Source organism: Rhizobium sp. NPDC092011 (assembly GCF_044756305.1).
Lineage (GTDB): Bacteria > Pseudomonadota > Alphaproteobacteria > Rhizobiales > Rhizobiaceae > Rhizobium.
Genome location: NZ_JBIVSO010000001.1, coordinates 1,411,678 through 1,429,592 on the forward strand (window position 1 = coordinate 1,411,678; position 17,915 = coordinate 1,429,592).

Genomic DNA, 17,915 nt, shown 5'->3' on the forward strand with positions numbered 1-17,915 from the left:
GAATCTGGAGCCGGATGATTTTAGATCGCTTCGACCTAAGATCGTCCGGCTCCAAGCGCGGCACATTTGCCGCGCCTGATCGCGTTCAACGGCTGGCCGCTTCAAACGCTTCTGCCGCTTATCCCGCCTGCTGGGAAGCGCGATGGATGATTGGTTTCTGCAGCACATCGAACTGCGGATTTGTTTCCGAAAAGATCGGCAGGGCGGCGGCGCCGAGAATAGCGGTGTCCTTGCCGGTCGCCCCGACCATCAGGCGCGGGATCTTGCGCTCTTCCATCGGGTTCACGGGAATATGGAGCGGCTCCACGCGAGCCGCCAGTCGCGTCAAAAGCGATGTCGGTGCGCTGCCGCCGAGCACGATCGTCTGCGGATCGAAGGCGAGTTCAAGAAAGTCGATCGTCTGTCGCAACGGCTGAGCAGCCTGTTCGAGCCAGGTCTCCAGTCCGTGGTTGTTGGCCGCGACCATCGCGTCTAGATCGTCGGGTGAAAGCTCCTGAGCGCCTTCGATGCCGAGATATTCGTAGGCGACCGAAGGTGATACGTAGCGATCGAGACAGCCGCGCTTGCCACAGCTGCACAGCCTTCCATGCGGTTCGACGATGATGTGTCCGATTTCGCCGGCATTGGCGCGGCTGCCCTTATAGAGATGGCCATCGAGGAACATGCCGGCGCCGATGCCGCCGTCGCCGGCAAGAAAGAGATAGACGAAACTGCCGAGCCCACGCGCAACACCGTAAAGACGCTCGCCGATCGCCGCTGCTGTTGCATCATTCTCGACCAGAACTGGCAGAGCGATCTGTCGTTCCAGCTCGCTGGCGACGGGGAAATCCTGCCAGCCCGGCAGGTTGAGCGGGCTGAGCGACGTCACGCCGCCATCGGCATAGCGTCCGGGCAGGGCGATGCCTGCCCCAAGCAACCGGTCTCGATCGAAGGAAAAGGCATCCTGCAAATCCCTAACGATGGCGGCAAGCACCGGGATCGCTTCGGTTGGTCCAGGTCTGTCGACATGGCGGTCGATGCGGGCGCAAACCGTTCCAGATAAATCCGTCAGCACACCGGCAGCGCGCTGTCGGCCGAGCTCAAGGCCGATCGAATAGGCGCCATTCGGATTGATGGTATAGGGAATGATCGGCTGGCCGCGGGCGATCTTCTGCGCCTCCATCGGGATCAGCAGGTGCGAGCGCGCGAGCTCCTCGACGATATTGGATACCGTCTGAGTCGTCAGCGCCGTCATTCGGGCGATTGCCGCGCGTGAAAGTGGCCCGTTGGTACGGATGGCCTCGATCACGACACGCCGATTATGCGATTTGGCCTGTTCGAGATTCGTGCCTGAAATTGTCTTCATGAGCTGAGTGGGAATTTCTGAAACAGCGTTCGGTTCGTGTTGTTATTTGCCACGGAGGCCGGCGCGTGACGGGGAGGGCGCGGCGCTTTGCCATGGCGTGCCCCTATGTGGTTACTTTCCATTCTTTTGTCTATCGATTCAAGACGCTGAAGCTCAACGAACCAAGGGTAGACCTTGTTTAAGTGCAGTTTTTCTGCGTCTCCGATGATCGAGGACGTCTTTACTATGGCAAGGGTTCGGTTAGACTCCGGTTACCTCGGCCTTTTGCAGAGGTTTGCCCCGGAGGACTTCGATGATCAAACTGCTCGGACTTGCGATTTTCTCAACTTGCCTTGCCACCGCAGCGATGGCTGCCGACGCCACATGCAAGGTTCAGGCCGCCGACAAGAAACTGGCGGGAGCAGCCTTGACCAGTTTCAGCAACAAATGCGCGAAGGATGCGGCCGCCTCTTGCGACGCCCAGGCGGCAGCGAAGAAGCTTGCCGGCGCAGCCAAGACGAGCTTCGTCAAGAAGTGCACGTCCGACGCTGTCGGCGGCTGATTGCTGACGCGTTTCAAGCAAGGATTCCCGGCTGCGCTGGTGCCGGGGATGTGATGGATTGATGCAATGGAAACGCTGTGATGCGCATTGCCGCCTCACAGCGTTTTTATTTTCACAGGACGGTATCATCCCGGCGTTTCGAAATGCCATTCCGCTTTCGGCTGCGGGCAGGATAGTTGCAGCCGGTCGCGGCTACCCGCCAACTGCCACTATTGCCGGCGATAGGTGCCTTGCATGGCGACGCCGTTGGCAAATTGACATGCTCCCGACTGCGAGACGCGCCAGGTCCGCGCATTCAGGCGATCAAGGCGGATGGAGCAATTGTCCGAGGAGAGCTTACCATGCCCGTCCTTGAGAGGAATGACGCCGCTGACATTGTCTGCATTGACGTCGCCCGCATCGGCGCCGCCTGGCCCGACAAAAGTCGACGTCACAAAGACTGCCGCTAGGCCATCAACCGGGCCGAATATCGACAGATTGCCTTCGTTACCGTTGGCATTTTCGGCGCTGAAGTTGGTGGAGACGCTTTGCCCGCCTTTGCTTGCCAGCAGATTGCCGATACGGTCGTCATATGTTGTCCGGATGCATGCAGCATCCGCGCATGACTGCAGCGATTTCACCCAGCGCTGCTGCTGTTGTTTGATCTTGCCCGCATCGTCGCCTTTTATGGCCGCGGCATAGAGATCGCCCAAAATCGAATCCCGCGCGCGAAGCGACTGGTCTGCACAAATCAGATGGTCGCTTGTCGACGCGGCTTTCGTGCAATCGATGCCGCTAGCGATGGCCGGTAAGGCAAGAAAATTGCTGATGAGTATTGTCAGGGCAGCATTAGAAATCATCATTGGGGCCTCCGTTTCCACGCCTTCCAGCTAACTATGGCTGAGGTCGCCGTCGTAAAGTCTCCTCGCTGCTTTTCACGATCAGCCTGCCGTTCGCTTTGGTGGTTGAAGAGCGCGAGCAGGCGCCTATGGTGTTCGTGGGGTATATCGCAAATTGGAGCCGATTGGCTTGGCCGCGCAAATCTCCTCCTGTCGCCGGCGCAAAACGTCGCTGGGTTGGGGAAACGGCGCCAAGCTATCGGGCTTTATCTGCCAAGGTCGTTCATCCGTTCAAGACTTTATGCTGCGTCTTGCCGATGTCTCGGATCGTTGAATTCGGCGTGCAACACACCCAAAGGCTGGAGATCCGCGCGATATGCAAAAAGCTTGCGGCTCATCCGGATGCCGATCGGCAACAGCAGAGGCAGCAGCAGGTCTCGCAGCAGCAGACCAAGACGGGTGGACTTGCGCTTCCGCGCAGCGTTTTGTCGGGTCAGTTTTACGACCTGGGCGATCCGCGGACGCCGCAGTGCCTCGTAACGAGCGAAAGCGTCCGCATGGCTTAGGGTTGCGGCGAGACACGCCGAAAGCACTAGGCTGTCTTCGATGGCCATCGATGCTCCTTGCCCGGCGTGCGGGCCGATCGCATGTGCAGCATCGCCGAGCAGAACCACGCGTCCTCGCGACCAGACCGGAAGCGGCGGCATATCGAAGATCGGATAACTCCGCTCGACCTTTTTGACCTCGCGCAAGATCTCAGGATTGGGAGACGGGTCGTCCGCATGCATCTTGCGAAGGAGGTCGGCCAGAGCATTCGGATCCAGTCCGCGCACGGTGTCTGCGCTGTCGGCGGCAAAAGAATTGAACCAATAGACAGAACCTGAAGCCGACGTGATGTAACCGAAGAAGGCCTGGTCGCCGAATGTCATTCGCATGACACCATCGGTAGCTGGTATATCTGCGTCAACGATACCGCCCGCGCCGATGAGACCGGTGAAATGGGGGGCGGGAAAGTCTGAAAAAACCTGAGAGCGAACCAATGATCTCAGGCCATCGGCCGCGACCAGAAAATCCACGGCAAGGCCCCCGGTTTCCGTGAAGTTCAACGACACCGAATAGGCATTCATCGCCACGCTGGAGACGCGCCTGCCGAAATGCACAGCAATGCCCTCCGCTTCGCATTTGGCTATCAGTATCCTGGTCAGCGCGCCTCGCTTGACGGTGACTGACGGAGCGCCGAATTTTGCCCGATGATCGGTTTGATTGACGAGGAAAAGTCTCCTGCCGCCCGCATTGCGAAGTTCGATGGCTTTGGTCTCCACTCCCTCGCGCACGACATCTTCATAACAGTCGACGGCCCTCAGCCCATTCATTCCGTTGGGCGCGAGCGTCAGAAATTCACCTTCGGAGAGGGCGGCCTCCCGTGTACGCGCTTCCAGGACAATCGGGCGGAACCCCAATCTCGCCAGTCTCAACGCAAGCACCAGACCGCCTATACCCGCGCCGCAAATTCCGACCGTCGATCTGGTTGTTTCAGGATTGGGAGTTGCAGTTGCGTAATTCATCGGGCACATTGGTTCCTCCTTCTAATTGTTCGATAAATGAATTATTCGATGATCGAAGAAAAGTCAAATGAAGAGTCGCCGGATCTTGCGGAGGCAATTGGATTCGCATGCATGCGATGGCAGGAAGTGACGGAGGCTTTCGACGAAACCTTCGGCAAGCTCTACGGATTGAATAGTGCCGAACGTCAATGCTTGAGCGTCATCATGAGAGCGCCTCAACCGGCAAATGTCGTGGCCAAGGCCGTGGGTCTTGCACCGCCATCGGTGACCGCATTGGTCGACCGCCTGACTGCGCGAGGTCTCGTGCATCGCATTGCGGATCCCAAAGACCGGCGCAGAATTTTGATCGCTCCTTCTGACATGGCCGTCGAGGTCGCCAGGGAGATTTACGGCCCGATCCAGGACGCCGGATTGCGAATGCTTGAACACTTCTCCGATAACGAAAAGCGGATCGTCCTGCGATTTCTGACCGAGGCTATCCAGATGCAGGAGAACGAACTGGAGCGACTTCAACAGAAAAAGGCCAAATGATCCTTGATGTGAGATGGCCGTGAAATCCCGCACGGCCGCCATGGATCTGTCGCCCTTGAACTTCGAGCAATGCCGCCTCATCTGAATAGCAGTTGTTCCAATCTGTCGAACTGACAGCCTCCTGCCTTTCACAGCTGCTGCCGGTCCTCGTGGAGACGCACCCGCGTCCTAGGAGTTTTCATGGGCTTCCTTGATCGTGACATCCAGCCGTCATCCGATGCCGGGCTGCTGGATGCCTATTCGCAATCGGTATCAAGTGCCGTCGATGTCGTCGGGCCGGCCGTCAGCCGGATCGAACGCGTGGGCGGCCGCGCCGGGCATGGCTCCGGCTTCGCCATCTCTCCCGATGGTCTTGTCGTTACCAACAATCACGTCGTCGACGATGCCAAAACAGTCCGCATCAAGACGCCGGAAGGGGCAACCGTCGAAGGCAGGGTGCTGGGTCGCGATCCCGACACCGACCTTGCGCTCATCCGTGCCAACGACTGGCCCGGCGCCTGGGCACGGCTTGGCGATTCCAAGACGCTGAAGCGCGGCCACATCGCAATCGCCATCGGCAACCCGCTGGGCTTCGAATGGACCGTCACGGCCGGGATTGTGTCGGCGCTCGGTCGATCGATGCGCGCAGCCAACGGACGGCTGATGGACGATATCATCCAGACGGATGCTGCGCTCAATCCGGGTAATTCCGGCGGGCCGCTGGTATCGTCCGCGGGGGAGGTGATCGGCGTCAATACGGCGGTGATCCAGGGTGCTCAGAGCATTGCCTTCTCGGTCGCCTCGAATACCGCGAAGCATGTCGTCTCGGAGATCCTGCGCTTCGGTCACGTCCGGCGCGCCTATATCGGCATTGCCGCCGACACCGTCGAGCTGCATCGGCGTATCGCTTTGGAGGCGGGCGTCACGCATTCGACCGCGGTGCGGCTGCGCCGCGTCGAGAAGGATAGTCCCGCGGAGCGAGGCGGATTGCAGGAGGGTGACTACCTGCTGGCAATCGATGGCCACGCCGTATCGGGCATAGACGATGTCGTCCGGCTTTTGGACGGGGATAAGATCGACACCGAGATCGAAATGCTGATCTTCAGTGTCGGCGGCCTAGTCGAGCGGCGGCGGGTCAAGCCCTCCGCGCGCCCGGCGATCTAACGCTGGTAGTTGCTAGCCTCTGCCGACCAGTGGCATTTGCGTGGCCATGACAGTCATGGAGAGCACGTTTGCTTCAAGCGGCAGACTGGCCATGTAGACCACGGCGCGGGCGACATGCTCGGCGGAGATGGTCGGCTCTGCGGCGGTTTCTCCGTTTGCCTGCAGCACTCCGGCGCTCATGCGTGCCGTCATGTCGGTGGCGGCATTGCCGATGTCGATCTGGCCGCACGCTATGTCGAAAGGGCGGCCATCGAGCGCCGTCGATTTCGTCAGGCCGGTGATCGCATGCTTCGTCGCCGTATAGGGTGCCGAGTGGGGGCGCGGGGTCGTGGCTGAAATCGAGCCGTTGTTGATGATGCGGCCACCATGGGGAACCTGGCTCTTCATCAATCGGAAGGCTTGTTGCGTGCAGAGGAAGGCACCGGTCAGATTGGCGCCGACGATGGCATTCCATTGTTCGAAGCTCAGTTCTTCCATCGGGACCGCGGGCAGGCCCATGCCGGCATTGTTGACGAGCAGATCGAGGCGACCGTAGCGGCTTTCAACAACGTCGAAGAGGGCACGGACCGAGACCGGGTCGCTGATGTCGGCGGCAACTGCTAAAAATTCAGCACCTGTCTCTTTCGCCAGCTCTTGAGCGGCGGTCTCAAGGATATCAGCCCTTCGCCCGGAGATCACGACCTTGTAACCGGCTGCGCCGAGCGCTTTCGCCATTGCACGCCCAAGGCCCGTGCCGCCGCCCGTCACCAGCGCTATTCCACTTTGTGCCGTGGGTGAAATCCCGCTCATTCAAGTCTCCCGTCCAGTTCGTCGCCAATAGTTTGTCGCCGTAGCGAGCAATATTCTGGCTGTTAATGTGTTGCGTGCTATCAGTGCGTTCGGATGTGAGTATCGCCTGAGTCTTTGTTATCCTGAAAGCGATACTGACATCAGATCATCTTCTCAATCGAAGGGATAGTTGAGAATGCGTCGCCCCCAGAAACTACTTTTTGCTCTCGCCGTGACGGCTTTGACGACTGTTTCGTCAAGCCTTTGGGCCGCCGGCTTTGAGAATATCATCGTTTCGACTGACAAGGATGCTGATACGACGCAGCGCAGTTTTGCGGCGGATACGCCGAAAATTTTCGTTTCGGCGGAGCTGACCGATGAAGTGCCATCGGGAAGCAAGGTGAACGTCGCATGGATTGCCATCGACACCGGCGGGGCCGCTCCGGCCAATTACAAGATCGACGAGGCCAACCTGGATATCACCTCCGGGATTAGTCAGGTGAACTCCGATATATCCAAGCCGAACAATGGTTGGCCGGTCGGAACCTACAAGGTCGAATTTTCGGTAGACGGCAAGCCGATGGAATCGGTCGGCTTTACCATCAAGTAGAGCCGCTCATGATTGGAGACCCCGTTATGCGTGAACCTCATCCATAGCACTTATGGAGAGGTTGTTATTCTTTGATCCCGGTACTAACCTGGGTAGAAAAGAGAATGGGGATCCATGCTTGACGATTCGATCCTGCCGGTAGCCCTTGCTGCGGTATTGGGCTTGATATGCAATATAGCCGCGCCACTGGCCGCTTTTTGGGCTGCAGGAAAACTGCCCCGGGGGCGGCTGTGGTTTCATTCAATCGCCTTTCTCGTGGTGCTGTTGTCACCCTTGATCGCGATGGTGCTGAGTTTGCCCGATCTGTTCCCTGACGAGGAAGAACCGCCGGGAACGCGCTTCGCATTTTTGCCGCTGATCGTCGAGGCGGCCATCATCCTGCTGCTCTACTGCTTGGCTGCAGGGATGTTCCTGTCGAAATCAGCTCATTCGAGCGTTGCGAGCTGGCATGGCGAAGACCGCTATCTCTGAAGCGATTCCAGTAAAAGCTTCGCAGCTTTCCGCTGGGAATTGCGTTGACGGCAAAAGGACGGGGTGTCTTTGCCATTCGATAGATGCGGGAATGTGCTGATGGGCCATGCCCTTAGGCATCTGCGTGTTGAGGCACCGTAGGCCGTTCAGGCGACGGAGCGATCGCCCCGTATCGGATCGGCGCCGATTATATCGGTCTGGAGTGTCGCATCGACGCCGTCGACCTTTTGCCCGACCAAAAGCAGCCAGGAAACTCCCCAGGCATCGCGCACCGGATTGCATGATGTTGAAGCACCCGGCTTGCCAAGCGCGCGGCGCAGACGATCCGCTTCGGCCTGCGTTTTGCATTCGATCATGATCTGAGAGTTATGATCGAAGTGGTCGAACGGACCAGCCTCGAAGCCCATATAGGGGCGGTTGGCGAGTGTGAAGCCGGCAACCCTGGCGCTACCGGCCGGGCCGTTCGGGTTGCTGGTCAGGAGGTTAGAGACCCAACCGATCGACGAACCGGGGATCAGCGATGTGTAGAATTCAAGCGCTGCGTCCATATCCTGACGGAACCAAAGATGCTGTCTGATCTTCATCGTCGCGCTCGTCTTTTTAATTGTGTTCGGGGATGTTGGGATTGAAGGAAGTCCGCTCATTCGGAAAAACCAATGCCGCCGGTCAATCGCCTTTGATGGGCGGCAGTACCGGCGGCATGGTCAAGAGTTGCTGTTGGTCGCGCGTGCTCACCCCTGCGGAGCACCGGCGGCCATGCAACACTATTTTTCTGCGACCCTGCCCGCGAGCGCCATGACATAGTCGTCTGCAATATCAGCCAAAGTCAGTGCAACTTCAGACTCGCTCCAGCCCGCCGCGACGACTGCCTGGACGAAATCCCGAAATGCCAGCTCCAGAATTTCCTCGCGCTCGACTGCGCGATAGGCATCGTTGGCGGAATGCTGTGGCTTGCTGATCTCTATTGTCTGGCGTGTGGATACCATCGATCTGCTCCCTAAGACTTGCCTTGGTGGACTCCACGTGTACTCGCCACACACCAAGGCACTAATGTCGGCTCCAATATTCGTTTCATTTTTAATAAGTTACGAATTGTGTGTCGTTAGCCATGCATCCTGAAACTTGCAGCAGCGTACATTTTCACGATTGCCAAACGCGGTCTCGTGTGCCTTGCAGAGGAAATGTCAGGGAGCATTCTGCCGCTTGCCTAGGGAAATAAGCGGGTCTTGTCTCACAGTGACGACAGCTGACGGCATCCGTCAGCGATTGTGACCAAGCATCCTCAACCATGTTTCGAAGGATTGAGTCCCGTCGACCGGCATTGGCGGCAGTACCTGCCCGGAATAATGGGGAGAGGAGAGGTTTCTTGCTTCACGAGGACTGTAGCCGAACTCCTTGCTGAACGCCCGGCTGAAATGCGCAGCGGACGAAAAGCCGATCGTGAAGGCAATGTCGACGATCTGTTCCCGATTGGCAGGATCGCTGAGCGCCGCATGTGCGGAGAGCAGGCGCCGCCGCTGAATATAATGATGCACGCCGCCTTCCTGTTCGAAGACCTGATAGAGCTTCGTGCGGGATATGCCGAGTTCGCGACAAATGCGGTCCACCGTCAAATCGTCCGAGGTAAGATTGTTCTCGACGAACCGACGGATGCGCTCCGTCAGGGTCAATATGCTGTGTTGCTCGGTGCCTGCGGATTGGGCCGCCCACGACGAGACACTTGCAAGGATCATGTCGCGTAGCGTTTGAACGACATGCGGGAGATCTGCCGCGGCGAAATTGACGAGATTACTCTCTATAATATCCAGATATTCGATCAGGAGCTTCGTGAGCGTTCCGGAAAGGGCGACATTGTTTTTGACGTCGGTCGAAGCGGGGGCATCCGACAGCAATGTGCGAGGCAGAATAAGTGACAGGGTTTTGGCTTCCGTCGAGCGTCCGCGGAACGGGTGGCCGAGAGATCGCAACTCGACCTTGCCTGGCTCGCCTTCTGAGACGAGCCCGTCCACCTCGGTCCATGTCTTGCCGCTGTGCAGCACGGAAATATGCCAATGATCGACGAGGTTTGTCTTCACTTTCGCCTGCGAGCGCAGATAGCTATGCGGTGGCGTACTCTGCTGCGTGATCAGTATTCCGCCAAGGTTCCAGGCCACATGCTCGGCGAGAAAGCCGGCTTCGGTGCTGATATTGTCCGGCAGCCTGATGTCGATGAGGGGAGCAATATATGCCTGCCATGCTGCAAATTGCGCGCGGGGCTCGAGATCTCGGGTGGAAAACAAAAGCGGCTTCAGGGCAGGGATTTGCTGACGCTGTTCTTCGCCGATTGTCGTGCTCGAACGCGGAAAGCGCCGGCGTTCAGCTTGTGCGGGCTTGTCGTCACCGCTTCCAACATCATCTTTCGCTTTGGCCTCCGCGGAAGCGGATTGTTCCTCGCGTCGAAAGTCAGGCAATCTGGTCTCCTCAGATACCGTCGGGTCGGAGCATGGTCACCAAGCCCCTCCCGAGAAGAGATGGAAGGTGGCGAGACACGCTCTTCTCACATATCTACCACGCTAAGGCATTCATTTGCAGCGCTTTTTTGAAAAGGCAAGCCTTGCGGCCAGTCAATCTATCGTTAGTGCGTAAGGAAGAGCAGCAAAAGAAATTCTCTGTTGGGTTGTGGGTGGACGTCACTGAGACCCATAAAAGGACGCCATATTGCTGCCATATGCAGATGTTCGCTTCACATCCGTGGGTGCGCAGAGGCCAGAGATGATTGCAATCTCGACCTATCGCGGCTGTCCCTGCACGGATGCGAGGTCTCCGGATTGATAACGATGGATCGCCGTTCCTTTCTGATCGGTACGATGGTTGCCGCAATTTCTACGAGAGCGGCAGCGTCGAATTCGATCATCCCTCTTTGGCCGGGGCCACCACCAGGGGACGGCGGCCCCTCCGGCAGTCTGCAAACGAGCGACAGAGGCGCCGTCAGTAATATCGTCATGCCGAGCCTGGAGATCTTTGCGCCAGGACAGGCAAATGGCGCGAGCGTTCTGATTGCCGCCGGCGGCGGGTACAAGCGCATCGAGCTGGAAAAAGAGGCCTATCCTGCCGCTCGGTGGCTGATGGCGCGCGGCATTACCGCCTTCGTGCTGACCTATCGGTTGCCGCGAGAAGGATGGAACAACGGCCCGCTCGCGCCGTTGCAGGATGCACAACGCGCCCTGCGCCTCATGCGTTCGCAAGCCTCGAGCCGGCATCTCGATCGCACACGCATCGGTGTTCTCGGCTTTTCTGCCGGCGGTCACTTGGTGGGTCTGGCGGCAACCCGCTCCGCCTTTGCCTCATATCAACAAGTCGACATAGCGGATAGCCAATCCGTACGGCCCGACTTGGTTGCACTGATCTATCCGGTCATCACGCTGAAACCACCATATGACCACACCTCGGCTCGTCGTTCGTTGGTTGGCGCCCATCCTGATGCACAAGCCAGTGCGGAGTGGTCTGTAGAGACGCATGTCCGCTCGGGGTGCCCGCCGGTTTTCCTGGTGCAGGCCGAGGACGATCCCATCTCAAATCCGGCAAACACACTCATCATGGCAGACGCTTGCGGCAAGGCCGGGATCCCTGCCGAGTTGCACCGCTTGCCGAGCGGGGGGCATGGTTTTGGCATGGGCAAGCCGGCTACGCCGAGCGCCGAATGGCCCGGCTGGTGGGAGACCTGGTTGCGCGACCATCGCTTTCTCTAGGGAGATCCATATGCGCGCGGGTCGTCGTGTCGTGTCGGAAGACGCAACATCCATCTTTGCAAAGCCGGTCTGAAACTATTCCGTTTTTGTTGTGCCTTCGCGCCGCGCGGCAGAGTAATGTCGTGCCATCTTTGTGAGGCATGAATAATGGACCAGAAACGCCATAGAATCCGCGAGCTTGGCTTTGCACCCGGGCATTTCGAGCCTGGCCCGCTGAACGCGATCACCGATGTCGACGGCGTGTGCGTCGGCCATGTCACATGTCATGAAGGCGAGCGCACTCGCACGGGCGCAACCGCGATCCTGCCACATGGCGGTAATCTGTTTCAGGACAAGGTCCCCGCCGGGTTCGCCATTCTCAATGGTTTCGGAAAATTTGCTGGCTCCACGCAAATCGTCGAGCTCGGTGAGATCGAGACGCCGATCGTTCTCACAAACACGCTGGCTGTTGGACGCGGCATCGATGCCCTTATCCGCCACACTCTCGCCCAGCCCGGCAATGAGCTGACAGTGTCGATCAACGCCGTGGTCGGTGAAACCAACGATTCCCGCCTCAACGACATTCGCGCGGCTCGCCCGAGCGTCGATGAGATCTCGCAGGCGATCGACGGCGCAACATCGGGGGCGGTCGAAGAGGGCGCCGTGGGCGCCGGGACCGGAACGGTTGCATTCGGGTTGAAGGGCGGTATCGGGACAAGCTCCCGCCTGGTGCCGGTCGGCGGAGAAACCTATCGGCTCGGCGTGCTTGTCCAATCGAACTACGGCGGCCATCTTATCGTTGCCGGTCGCGACTATGCGACCTTGGCGGAACACGACAAGGACGGCTCTATCGTCATCGTGCTTGCCACGGATGCGCCGCTCTGCTCACGCAACCTTGAGAGGCTGGCGCGCCGTTGTTTCGGTGGCCTTGCGCGCACCGGTGCGGCGCTGAGCAACGGTTCGGGCGATTATGCGTTGGCCTTTTCGACCGCCGAGGCCGTGCGCCGGACCCCCGAACACCGCAAGAGGGGGAGTGCGATCCCATCCTTGAGCAACGACGTCGTGTCGCCGCTCTTCGAAGCCGCCATCGAAGCGACCGAAGAAGCTATCCTCAATTCGCTTGCCATGGCGGTCGAAACTAGGGGCTTCAACGCCGCGACCGGCAAGATCTCGTCAGCCGATGCGATCAGCCTTCGCGCACTTGAGCCGGATGATTTCAGGTCTGTTCGACCTGAACTCTGAAACCGCTCAAAAGCAAATAAGCAGAGCATGATGCCGAGTTAAAAACTGTCCGCACCTTTCGGCATCATGCTCTGGCTCACATCTGAATTTCATTTCCACATCCCGCATTTTACGGAGTTTTCATGTCTGCCCCGACGATCCGCACCGTCTATCTGAACGGTGCCTTCCTGCCCGAAAACGAGGCGCATCTGTCCATTTTCGACCGTGGTTTCCTGTTCGGCGACGGCATCTATGAGGTGACTGCCGTTCTCGACGGCAAGCTGATCGACAGCGCTTTGCATATGGCGCGGTTGGAGCGCAGCGTCGGGGAAATCGGTGGCCATCTGCCCATCACCACAGGCGAGATCGTCGAAATCGAGAAGCGTCTCGTGGCGGAAAACCAGCTGACCGAGGGGGTCGTCTATCTCCAGTACACGCGCGGCGCCGAAGACCGCAATTTCTTCTATGCCGAAGACCTGCCGCCGACATTGGTGATCTTCACGCAGGCGAAGACGCTGGAGCATGTCGCCGCTGTCGAAAAGGGCCTCAAGGTCAAGTCTATGCCGGATCAGCGCTGGGCGCGGCGCGACATCAAAAGTGTCTGTCTGCTACCGCAGGTCATGGCCAAGCGTGCGGCCAAGGCTGAAGGCTTCGATGAAGCCTGGCTGGTCGAAAACGGCATGGTGACGGAAGGTGCGTCCTCGACGGGCTACATCGTCACCCGCGACGGCCGCATCGTTACGCGCGCGAACAGCCAGGCGACCTTGCCGGGATGCACGCGGCTTGCCATCCTGGATCTGGCCCGCGAAGCGGGGCTGGCGCTGGAGGAACGACCATTCTCCGTCGACGAGGCAAAGGCGGCCGCCGAAGTGTGGCTGACGAGCGCTTCGAACTTCATCGTCGCCATCACGAACATCGATGGCGCAGCGGTCGGCGACAGCACGCCGGGGCCGATGTTCAAGCGCCTGCGCGCGCTTTACATGGAAAATGCGCGCCGTACGGCGGTTTGAGCCGTCGCAACGACAACCCGATCGTCAGGGCTTGTCCAGCATCGACCAGATGCGCCCGACGATCGGACGACGGTTTTCGCGGGAGCGGTAGACGCGAATTTCGACGTCGATGTTCCAATCAGGTTCGGCTGCATAGACCAGCCGACCGTCCGCCAGCTCTGCTTTGACCAAGCTTTCCGGTATCCACGCAAGGCCGAAGCCGGCTGCGACCATTCCCTTCAGGCCAACCGACATGCTGCCGACATGCACCCGGTTCTCTGTCGGTAGCCGCTCGCCGATGGTGCCCGCCACCAATTGTCCGAAAAAAGATGCCTTCTGATAGCTGACATGGCAGAAGCCGGGTTCGACGCGATGCAACGGCGCACCGTCCGCGCCCGGCGCGCTGATGGGCAGGATCTTTTCCTGACCGAGCGTATGATATTCGAATTGCGGATCGAGCAGCATCGGCACGTGCAGATGCTGGTAGGTGAGAAGGAAATCACAGTCTCCGTCGATAAGCGAATTCAGGTTTTCTTCCATGGTGCCGGAGTCCGCCCGCAAATGCGAGACGATCGGCCCGATTAGGGTGTTGAGCCGGCTCAGCCAATCCGGAAAGAAGGTAAAGGACAGGGTGTGCAGCGCCGTGAGCGTCACGGTGCGAGCATCGGTGCCATCCTCATGCTGGAGATTGCGTCGCGCCTGATAGAGCGCCTGCAGCGTTTGTTCTGCTACTGGCACGAAACGTTCGCCGGCCGCAGTCAGGCGCGAAGGATAGGTTGCCCGGTCGATCAGGCTCGTACCAACCCAGCCCTCCAGCTGCCGGATGCGGCGGCTGAAGGCCGATTGCGTCACATGGCGCTCGTCGGCCGCCTTCGAAAAATTTAGCGTCCGTGCCAGCGCCAGAAAATCTTCAAGCCATTTGACTTCCACTCGAAGCTCCCAAGAGAAACCGGCCGTTGATGCCGGGTTCTCCTTGGCCCGAATGAGCCGGGAATGCAATCACCCGGCGCGGCGGTATTCGATCATTCTTGCCCGGGCGAGCACCAACTCCAACCGGTCTGAGTCGAGAAGGTTGAGGCAAACCCGCTTGGTCCAGGGGCCGTCGACGAGGGTAAACAGGAAGCGTCCATTACCCAAAGCGCTTAGCGGCATATGATGACGCACAGGGCCTATGCCCATGATAACGTTACCGCTTTCGATCTTGAAGCTTGCTCCTTCAGAGGAATTCCAGACGCCTGATAGAGATGCCGGGACGTCCTGCTCTCGAATGGGGCTGAAGCGACGCTGCGCATGTCCGACCTCTCCGACAATGTCCTCGCCGTCCATCTTCAGGCGCATCGGTGACGAAGCCGAGCGAGATGAAACCCAGACTCTCTCATCTTCATAAATCGTTTCGTCGGCATCGAGATAGGTCACCGTGCTGCCGGCGACCTTGATCCACCACGGACCACTTTCCGTGACATAGGTGCCATCGCGAAGGGCTTGACATGCACACGGCAGGGTCTCGCCAGTCAGAGCCGCCATGGATTCCAGGGCGATCTTATAGCCGTTGGTGTCCTCGCGGTTCGACACCACCACGAAGCCGGTCTTATGGGCGGGGTCGAGCAGGAAGTAGCTTTTGTAGCCGGGATGGGAGCCGCCGTGCCCGATGAATGAGCGATTGCCGAGCAGGCTTTCACGCAGACCAAGGCCATAGCCGCTCATGCGGCCGTCGGCAAGCGGCCGCGCAGCTGACAATTGCTCCAGGACTCCTTCGAGTGATCCCTTGTCACCGAGGAGGCCGATCAGCCATTTCGCAAGGCTCTCGCCGCTGCCTGTCATGCTGCCGGAGGCGGAGATATGCAGGCCGGCGGCCGAAAGCTGCCAGCGCTCTCCGTCTAGCCAATAGCCCGGAACCAGGCCAATGACCGGATCGTTCCAGACATCGGGTGCATCGAGTACTGCGTCGGTCTGTGCGCCGACCTCACGAACGTAATCGCGGAAGAATACGCCCTGTCGTTCGAGTGCCGCTTCTACGAGGCGATAACCCGTGTTGGAGTAGGAAATCTCGGTGCCGGCTTCATAGTTTAGCCGTGTCTGGCGTACGAGAAAATCGAGCAGCGGGCCAGCCTTGGTCTCTGTATAGACAGACAGCCCAAGCAGCGACAGGCATTCGCGCGTATCGGGCAGGCCGCCGCTCATGTCGAGTGCGCGGCCGACGGTCACATCGCGAAGAGGCGCCTGCAGTTCGGGCAGATGCTTGCCCAGACGGTCGTCAAGACCGATCTTGTCGGAATGTGCGAGCACCAGCGCGCAGAAGGCGTGTTTCGTCACCGAGGCGTAGCGAACCACGCTTGCGGCGGTGAAAGGGGCCATCGTCGAGAGGCTTTCGACGCCGCCGGCTTCGGCGAAGCGGACACCATTTTCATCGAAGCCGATGACAGCGCCGCCCGGCTCACCATCGCTCCAGCTCTGCGCGAATTGAGCAGCGCATTTCTGCGCCGCTTTCCAGTTTACCGTTTCAGACATGCATGCCTCGTAATTGCGGACTACAGCGACCTTTGCGCGTCATACCTGACGCGCAAAGGTCGCTGTAGCACTTCAAAATTTCTGCATAACTCCTTAGATCGATTTCGATTTAAGGAGTTGTGCAGTTGGCCGGTTCCGCTTCTTCGAACTCGACGCTCAGGCGGCGCAATTCCCGTGTATGAGGGTGGGTTACGTTGCCGCGCCGCAGATCGTCGGACGTAAGCTGCTCAACCATCTGGCCATCGATCATGACGCCGACCCGCGTGCAGAGATGAGCGATCACGCCGAGATTGTGGCTGACCATCACATAGGTGAGCTTTCGCTCCGCGCGAAGATCGGACAGCAGATTGAGGATCTCGGCCTGGACGGAAACGTCGAGTGCGCTCGTCGGCTCGTCGAGCAGCAGGATTTTCGGCTCTGCGATCAACGCACGGGCGATGGCGACACGCTGCCGCTGGCCGCCCGAGAGCTGGTGCGGATAGCGGAAGCGGGCACTTTGGGGCAGGGCGACATCGGAGAGCGCTGACGCGATACGCCGATCGATGTCGCCCATGCGGTGAACGAGCGGCAGCTCGCTCAGGATGCGGTCAATGGTCTGGCGCGGATGCAGCGAACCGTAAGGATCCTGGAAGACCATCTGCACCTTGCGGAAGAAATCCGGTGTGCGGTGCTGTGGTGCGGCTTCTCCGTTGAAGGCGATGCGCCCGGCCCAGCTCGTATTCAGGCCGGCCATGGCGCGCAGCACGGTGGATTTGCCCGAGCCGGATTCGCCGACGATGCCGAAGCTGCCGCCTTCCTCTACCTGGAAGGAGACGCCCTTGACGACTTCGCGCTCGCCGAAGCGGATCCGCAGATTATCGATCTCTATCGTCATTTCAGCCACTCCGGGTCACGCTCGAGAATGGGCAGCCGTTCCTTCGGATGCGTAAGCGAAGGAATGCAATTCAGCAGGCCGCGCGTGTAGGGGTGAGCGGCGGAAAGCAGCTCGGAAGCCTTGATCTCCTCCATCACGCGCCCGGAATACATGACTGCAACGCGGTCGCAGAAATGCGAGACGAGCGGCAGGTCATGGCTGATGAGCAGCAGCCCCATGGAGCGCTGCGAGACGAGCTCCTCGATCAGCCGCAGGATTTCGGCTTGCACGGTCGCATCGAGCGCGCTTGTCGGCTCGTCCGCGATGAGCAGTTCGGGGTCCGGCGCCAACATCATGGCGATCATCACGCGTTGACCCATACCGCCTGAGACTTCATGCGGATAGGAGGCGGCGACAGCCTTCGGATTGCGGATCTTGACCTGCTCGAGCAGATTGGCTGCAGCCTCTGCAGCCTCGCGGCGGCTTCCGCCCTTATGGGTCCGCCATGCCTCGGCAACCTGATTGCCGATGGTCTTGACGGGATTCAGGGAGTATTTCGGATCCTGCAGAATGAAACCTGCCCGCTTGCCGCGGATGGTGCGCATCTGCTTTTCGCTGGCGGACACGATGTCGATGCCGTCGAAGGCGAGCTTGTCGGCTTCGATGCGGGTTTGCCTTGGCAAAAGCTTCATCAATGCGCGCGCGGTAAGGCTCTTGCCGGAGCCGCTTTCGCCGACGATTCCGAGCTTCTCGGCGCCAAGGCGCAGAGACACGCCCTTGACCGCGGGAGCAAAGCCGGTGCGCGTCTTGAAGCCGATGCGCAGATTTTCGATCTCGACCAGCAT

Annotated in this window: 19 protein-coding genes; 8 read left to right on the forward strand and 11 right to left on the reverse strand. The window is 59.3% G+C overall.

What is annotated here, in order from left to right; genetic code table 11:
* Positions 1 to 118: 118 nt before the first annotated feature.
* A complete protein-coding gene (locus ACIQJ2_RS06470; RefSeq protein ID WP_199151566.1) occupies positions 119 to 1,345 on the reverse strand; it encodes an ROK family transcriptional regulator in 1,227 nt (408 codons plus the stop codon).
* Positions 1,346 to 1,637: 292 nt separating this feature from the next.
* Here ACIQJ2_RS06470 and ACIQJ2_RS06475 point away from each other — a divergent pair, with 292 nt between their 5' ends.
* Positions 1,638 to 1,886 (forward strand): hypothetical protein, encoded by a 249-nt coding sequence (locus tag ACIQJ2_RS06475; protein ID WP_199151565.1) that lies wholly within the window; start codon positions 1,638 to 1,640, stop codon positions 1,884 to 1,886.
* Between the two features lie 209 nt (positions 1,887 to 2,095).
* Here the strand turns inward: ACIQJ2_RS06475 and ACIQJ2_RS06480 are convergent, their stop codons facing one another.
* Together ACIQJ2_RS06480 and ACIQJ2_RS06485 are read right to left on the reverse strand one after the other, a co-directional pair.
* A complete protein-coding gene (locus ACIQJ2_RS06480) occupies positions 2,096 to 2,728 on the reverse strand; it encodes a lysozyme inhibitor LprI family protein (protein WP_400667954.1) in 633 nt (210 codons plus the stop codon).
* 275 nt (positions 2,729 to 3,003) lie between these two features.
* Complete coding sequence (locus tag ACIQJ2_RS06485) at positions 3,004 to 4,278, reverse strand: FAD-dependent monooxygenase (protein WP_400667955.1); 1,275 nt, start codon at positions 4,276 to 4,278, stop codon at positions 3,004 to 3,006.
* 102 nt (positions 4,279 to 4,380) lie between these two features.
* On the opposite strand from ACIQJ2_RS06485, the gene ACIQJ2_RS06490 reads away from it, so the two are divergent.
* Both ACIQJ2_RS06490 and ACIQJ2_RS06495 read left to right on the forward strand, forming a co-directional pair.
* On the forward strand, positions 4,381 to 4,800 hold the full coding sequence (locus ACIQJ2_RS06490; protein WP_400667956.1) for a MarR family winged helix-turn-helix transcriptional regulator: 420 nt from the start codon (positions 4,381 to 4,383) through the stop codon (positions 4,798 to 4,800).
* Between the two features lie 180 nt (positions 4,801 to 4,980).
* Positions 4,981 to 5,943: a S1C family serine protease gene (locus tag ACIQJ2_RS06495; RefSeq protein ID WP_400667957.1), complete on the forward strand. Its 963-nt coding sequence runs from the start codon at positions 4,981 to 4,983 to the stop codon at positions 5,941 to 5,943.
* A gap of 12 nt (positions 5,944 to 5,955) precedes the next feature.
* On the opposite strand, the gene ACIQJ2_RS06500 is transcribed toward ACIQJ2_RS06495, so the two are convergent.
* Positions 5,956 to 6,732, reverse strand: a complete 777-nt coding sequence (locus ACIQJ2_RS06500) for an SDR family oxidoreductase (RefSeq protein WP_400667958.1) — start codon at positions 6,730 to 6,732, stop codon at positions 5,956 to 5,958.
* A gap of 175 nt (positions 6,733 to 6,907) precedes the next feature.
* On the opposite strand from ACIQJ2_RS06500, the gene ACIQJ2_RS06505 reads away from it, so the two are divergent.
* Positions 6,908 to 7,321, forward strand: a complete 414-nt coding sequence (locus ACIQJ2_RS06505; protein WP_400667959.1) for a hypothetical protein — start codon at positions 6,908 to 6,910, stop codon at positions 7,319 to 7,321.
* Positions 7,322 to 7,435: 114 nt separating this feature from the next.
* On the forward strand, positions 7,436 to 7,792 hold the full coding sequence (locus ACIQJ2_RS06510) for a hypothetical protein (protein WP_400667960.1): 357 nt from the start codon (positions 7,436 to 7,438) through the stop codon (positions 7,790 to 7,792).
* Positions 7,793 to 7,938: 146 nt separating this feature from the next.
* On the opposite strand, the gene ACIQJ2_RS06515 is transcribed toward ACIQJ2_RS06510, so the two are convergent.
* From ACIQJ2_RS06515 to ACIQJ2_RS06525, 3 genes are all read right to left on the reverse strand, one after another.
* Positions 7,939 to 8,376 (reverse strand): VOC family protein, encoded by a 438-nt coding sequence (locus ACIQJ2_RS06515; RefSeq protein WP_400667961.1) that lies wholly within the window; start codon positions 8,374 to 8,376, stop codon positions 7,939 to 7,941.
* Between the two features lie 180 nt (positions 8,377 to 8,556).
* Positions 8,557 to 8,778 carry a hypothetical protein gene (locus ACIQJ2_RS06520; RefSeq protein WP_184707810.1) on the reverse strand — a complete coding sequence of 74 codons (222 nt, stop codon included), beginning with the start codon at positions 8,776 to 8,778 and terminating at the stop codon, positions 8,557 to 8,559.
* Between the two features lie 273 nt (positions 8,779 to 9,051).
* Positions 9,052 to 10,242 (reverse strand): helix-turn-helix domain-containing protein, encoded by a 1,191-nt coding sequence (locus tag ACIQJ2_RS06525; RefSeq protein WP_400667963.1) that lies wholly within the window; start codon positions 10,240 to 10,242, stop codon positions 9,052 to 9,054.
* A 366-nt stretch (positions 10,243 to 10,608) separates the two neighbouring features.
* Between ACIQJ2_RS06525 and ACIQJ2_RS06530 the strand changes: the two genes are divergently transcribed.
* The 3 genes from ACIQJ2_RS06530 (at position 10,609) to ACIQJ2_RS06540 (ending at position 13,730) form a co-directional block, all read left to right on the forward strand.
* Entirely contained in the window at positions 10,609 to 11,520 is a 912-nt protein-coding gene (locus ACIQJ2_RS06530) for an alpha/beta hydrolase (protein WP_400667964.1), read from the forward strand.
* Between the two features lie 147 nt (positions 11,521 to 11,667).
* On the forward strand, positions 11,668 to 12,741 hold the full coding sequence (locus ACIQJ2_RS06535; RefSeq protein WP_199148960.1) for a P1 family peptidase: 1,074 nt from the start codon (positions 11,668 to 11,670) through the stop codon (positions 12,739 to 12,741).
* A 122-nt stretch (positions 12,742 to 12,863) separates the two neighbouring features.
* Positions 12,864 to 13,730 (forward strand): D-amino-acid transaminase, encoded by an 867-nt coding sequence (locus ACIQJ2_RS06540; protein WP_400667966.1) that lies wholly within the window; start codon positions 12,864 to 12,866, stop codon positions 13,728 to 13,730.
* A gap of 24 nt (positions 13,731 to 13,754) precedes the next feature.
* On the opposite strand, the gene ACIQJ2_RS06545 is transcribed toward ACIQJ2_RS06540, so the two are convergent.
* From ACIQJ2_RS06545 to ACIQJ2_RS06560, 4 genes are all read right to left on the reverse strand, one after another.
* Entirely contained in the window at positions 13,755 to 14,639 is an 885-nt protein-coding gene (locus ACIQJ2_RS06545) for a LysR family transcriptional regulator (RefSeq protein ID WP_400667968.1), read from the reverse strand.
* 69 nt (positions 14,640 to 14,708) lie between these two features.
* The gene (locus tag ACIQJ2_RS06550) at positions 14,709 to 16,217 is read right to left on the reverse strand and encodes a serine hydrolase domain-containing protein (protein WP_400667970.1); all 1,509 of its coding nucleotides are present in this window, start codon (positions 16,215 to 16,217) and stop codon (positions 14,709 to 14,711) included.
* A 109-nt stretch (positions 16,218 to 16,326) separates the two neighbouring features.
* Positions 16,327 to 17,091 (reverse strand): ABC transporter ATP-binding protein, encoded by a 765-nt coding sequence (locus ACIQJ2_RS06555; RefSeq protein ID WP_400667972.1) that lies wholly within the window; start codon positions 17,089 to 17,091, stop codon positions 16,327 to 16,329.
* Entirely contained in the window at positions 17,088 to 17,915 is an 828-nt protein-coding gene (locus tag ACIQJ2_RS06560) for an ABC transporter ATP-binding protein (RefSeq protein WP_199148955.1), read from the reverse strand. The genes ACIQJ2_RS06555 and ACIQJ2_RS06560 overlap by 4 nt, the downstream gene beginning before the upstream one ends.